This window comes from Archangium violaceum Cb vi76 (genome assembly GCF_000733295.1).
Taxonomy (GTDB): Bacteria; Myxococcota; Myxococcia; order Myxococcales; family Myxococcaceae; genus Archangium; species Archangium violaceum.
On record NZ_JPMI01000017.1, the window covers coordinates 109315 to 113701 of the forward strand.

A 4387-nucleotide genomic window follows, 5' to 3' on the forward strand; every position below is an offset into this window, starting at 1 on the left:
GGTCGAGGGTGTGGGACTGGAGCCGGGAGGCTGCCGCGCCGGGGGGTCGCCGGGGGGCCTTCAAGATACGTCACTTTCGAGCGACTCCAGCACGGACGTCTGACCGCCCGGGCTTTCCCGCCTCCGCCGCGTGTGGTTGAACCCCCGTCTCGACCTCATGCCGGAGCCGGCCAGGAGCGCGACGTATGTGGGAGCGGATGCGGAGACACGGGACGATGGCCTTGCTGTGTGCGGTGGCGCTGCTGGCTGCCTGCCCGGACCCCGAGCGGCCGCTGGAGGTGCCCGAGGGTTGCAATCCGCTGGCGGCGGAGCACGACTGCCTCCTGCCATTCCCCTCGGACTACTTCCTCGCGGAGGACGGGACGCTGCCCTCGGGCCATCGCGTGCGGCTCTCCGAGGCCGCGAAGCTGAAGACGAAGGAGGGGACGGGGTTCGACTTCACGGACCTGCACGCGGCGGACGGCTGGTCGCACGGCACGCAGATCCTCGCCCTGTTTCCCGGAGGCGTGGACGTCGCCAACCTCCCGTCCCTCCAGAGCCCCGCGGCGGTCAGCGGGACCACGATGCTGCTGGACGCCGAGCAGGGAAAGGGCGTGCTCCACTTCGCCGAGCTGGACCCGCGTGCTCCGATTGACGAGCGCCGCGCGCTCCTCTTGAGGCCCCTGGTGCGGCTGCGCAACCAGACGCGCTACATCGTGGCCCTGCGCGGGCTGAGGGCGAAGAGTGGGGGCCGGGTGCCCGTCCCCGAGGGTTTCCGCCGCATCCGCGATGGCCAGACGGAAGGAGACCCGCTCCTGGAGCCACTCGCCCGGCACTACGAGGAGCGGATCTTCCCGGTGCTCGAGGCCGCGGGAATCCCGCGCGCGGAGCTCCAGCTGGCGTGGGACTTCACGACGGGGTCGGAGGAGAACGTCACCCGGGACATGCTGGAGGTGCGGCGCCTCGCGATGGAGTCATTGGAGGCCACGCCGCCCGCCATCACGGTGACGGAGGTGAAGGACGATGTGGACGCGAACATCGCCCGGCGCATCACCGGGACGTTGCGCGTGCCGCTCTTCCTGGAGAGTGCCCAACCGGGAGCGCTGCTCGCGAGGGACGAGCGGGGCCGGGTGCGGCGCAATGGGGAGGCGGAGGTGCCCTTCACGCTCCAGATTCCCCGGAGTGTCTGGGGGCAGGGCGAGGCGCCGGTGAGACTGCTCCAGTACGGCCATGGCTTCTTCGGAAGCCGGGCCGAGGCGGACTCCTCGTTCGTGAGGCCCTTCATCAACGGGGCGAAGATGGTGGTGCTCACGGTGGACTGGTGGGGCATGTCCTCCGCGGATGCGCCGATGGTGTTGAATGCCATCGCGAACAACCCTGGCCAGACACTGGGCTTCACGGATCGCGTGCATCAGGCGATGGCGAACCAGATCGCCGTCACGTACGCGGCGCGCACCACGCTCGGGGCGTTGGAGGAGCTGAGGGACAACGGCGTGCTCGTGTACGACCCCGCGAGTACGTACTTCTACGGCATCAGCCAGGGCCACATCCTCGGGGGGACGTATCTGGCGCTTTCGCCGCACATCGAGCGGGGCGTGCTGAGCGTGGGAGGGGTGGACTTCTCGCTGATGATGTTCCGGGCCAGGCCGTTCAGCCCGTTCCTCTCCTCCATCGCGCAGGTGCTGCCGGACGCGCTCGACCAGCAGAAGTTCGCGGCGCTGACGCAGACGGGGTTCGATCGGATCGATCCCATCACCTACGCGCCGCACGTGTTGGCGGACACGTACGCCGGAGGTCCCGCGTCGCGCCGGGTGTTGATGCAGTATGGCTTGGGAGATCCCTCGGTACCCAACGTGGCCACCGAGGTGCACGCCCGCGCGCTGGGACTGGTGCAGCAACTGCCCGCCACGAAGCTGGTGCCAGGGCTTCTGCTGCGAGAGGGTGAGGTGGATGGTTCGGCGTTGGTACAGTTCGACTTCAAGCTGCCGGAGCCGCTGCCGGGCACGGTGGCGGACCTGCCACCGGAGAACAACGCGGTCCACGAGGGCGTGCGGCGTGACGCCGAGAGCCGTGAGCAGGTGAACCGCTTCCTGGTGCCAGGAGGGAAGGTCGAGGCCGTCTGCGGTGGTATCTGCTACGGCGGGTAGCTCACCATTAGACGAGGGGATGGAAGCGGGTACTTCGGAGGGGTACGAAAGTGGGTACCCGCAGGGCCCCATGGGCGCTGCGGGAGTGCAATGTGGGGCGCGGGCCGGTAGGCTATTGAGGTAATGGACGCACGAGTGGCGAAACTGGCAGACGCAGCGGACTTAAAATCCGCTGGCCCGAAGGGGCCGTCCGGGTTCGATCCCCGGCTCGTGCAATCCTAAGTGGTTGGACTCACCGAGGATTCTCTCTCGTCCCGCGCCATGTGCCCCGGTGTGTCCCTCGAGCGCGCGCACGGCGTCCTTCTTCACGTCCGGGCTGAGGTGGGTGTAGCGCATCGTCATCACCCGCGCGCGACGAGGTGGCTGGCGAAGCTGTGCCGCAGCGTGTGCCAGCCGATGGAACGCAGGCCCGCCCGCTTGCTGGCCCGGAGGATGGCGTTCCGGGGCGCTCGATGAGTTCCGCCAGCATGAGGAAGAGGGATGCCTCCGTCTTCCCTCCGGCGGTGGGGCGAGGACGATCGCGTTCTTGCCGTCCAGCAGCGCCTTCGCCCAGACGCAGGGCGCTCCAGGGGTCCTCGGTGGCCACGCGCTGGTGGTACGCCGCCTCCCGCGGCCATGAAGCCACTCGATGCTCTTCGACACCGCCACGGAATTGATGGCGGCCTGGAGATCGGCCCCGCACACCTCGATCATGGCCGAGGAGACGGTGCGTAACATTTCGGAGAGGTTCAGGACGGACTGAAGGTCGCGCGGCTGCGTCAGCGGCGCATTGGGCAGCGGCGGCCTCATCTTGTCGGAAACGAAGCCGAGCAGGTGGGACAGGGCCTGCAGTTGGGTGCAGCGGTACAGGGGGGAGAGAAGGGGGGCGTGACTCCGGGGCACGGGAGCGGGGTCTCGACATCCTTCACGAGCGAGCAATAGGCCGTATCCGAGATGGTCCTGGCCAGCAGGATCTTGATCCGTTGCGCCACCGCGGCCATGACCTCACCCGTGGTACGGCCCGGCGGAAACTCGTTCTTCCGGATCAAGAGGTTGAGATCGCAGTCGCCGACATAGTCGTCCCACACCAGCCCCCTGAGCTGTTGTTGCTGCCGGCGTGCCATCAGATTGGCGATGCCCAATCCTCCCTTCACGCTGAGCGAGCACAGCTCGCTGATGCGGATCGTGTCGAACAACAGATAGGTGTCCTGGTGGAAGTTCTCCAGGAACTTGTTGGCGTAGTCCTGCAATTGCTCGCGTACCTGCTGGATAGACAGGAATTGCTTGGTGAACGTCTCGTCCAGTGCTCGTTTGTCGGTAACGGAAATCTTCCTCATGCGGCCCTCCTGTTCTGTTGTAGGTCTCCCTTCAGACGTGGTGGCGTGGACGGTGTGATGAACTCCCCGAGAGCGGCGCCGCTGGGTGAAGACATGAGCCTTGTGCCGTTCACACCGTCCGGCTCCGGCGTCTTGCGGAGGAGCCGACGAAGGGGGCTGGAGGTCTCGACGCGCCTCACCGCCACCGTGGGCCACATGGAGGGGATGTCTCCGGAGGGCTCGCGGGAGTGACCTATGACCCGCGTCACAGCTCGCCAGTGAACCCGCACACAGAGCGGCCTGGCCACGAATAGTACATGTGTCTCCACCGTGCGCCGAGGCGCCAGGAGAGAGCCACCATGAGCATCCAGAGCACGTGACGCTTCAAATCACACGCAACAGGCACGCCGCATGATCGGACCGGGTGGACCCCACGGTCGCCGCACTCAGCGAGGGCGCGGGGACGATGAATCCAGGCGGCAGACCCACGGGCGTGAAGGGATTGACCCGGCAATACCAATAATCGTGGATGTCGCCCTCCGCCGTGGTCGGCCCCAGGCCATAGGCGAAGGCGAATCCGGTGGCGTCCGTTCCCACCCTGCTCGGTGGCAGATGAAAGCCGCCGCCGATGTAGCTGATGGCGGGCGCGAGGGGATGCTGCTCCAGCACGCGCAGCATGCGGTGGGTTCGCAGGCGGATCCGCTCACGGAGGGCGGGGTTGCCCTCGCGGTTGTGCAGGTAACCCACAGCCACCTCGCGCAGGCCATTGGTGATGACCACGTATACCAGCCCGCGGGAGTCAGGGGCCGCCCTGGCGGGTAGGGCATTGGCCCAGTCCCGCTCGGGTGGCACCGACGGCGAGAGGTCGTGGAGGATGGTGACGCGTTTGCCGCTCGCATCGAGCAGGAGCCGCCCCACGGCACATGGCACCCAGGGCGGCCGCACGGCGATGGAGATGTATTTCGG

At 67.4% G+C, this 4387-nt stretch carries 3 protein-coding genes and 1 tRNA gene; 2 read left to right on the forward strand and 2 right to left on the reverse strand.

The window, feature by feature from the left end; all coding sequences use genetic code 11:
- Positions 1–215 precede the first annotated feature (215 nt).
- Both Q664_RS03475 and Q664_RS03480 read left to right on the forward strand, forming a co-directional pair.
- On the forward strand, positions 216–2126 hold the full coding sequence (locus Q664_RS03475) for a hypothetical protein (RefSeq protein WP_235216535.1): 1911 nt from the start codon (positions 216–218) through the stop codon (positions 2124–2126).
- Between the two features lie 129 nt (positions 2127–2255).
- Positions 2256–2341 (forward strand) — tRNA-Leu (locus Q664_RS03480).
- Between the two features lie 570 nt (positions 2342–2911).
- Here Q664_RS03480 and Q664_RS03485 read toward each other — a convergent pair.
- A complete protein-coding gene (locus Q664_RS03485) occupies positions 2912–3442 on the reverse strand; it encodes a hypothetical protein (protein ID WP_043389810.1) in 531 nt (176 codons plus the stop codon).
- A gap of 363 nt (positions 3443–3805) precedes the next feature.
- Positions 3806–4387, reverse strand: a 582-nt coding sequence (locus Q664_RS58810; RefSeq protein WP_043389811.1) for a hypothetical protein, incomplete at its 5' end; no start/stop codon positions are given.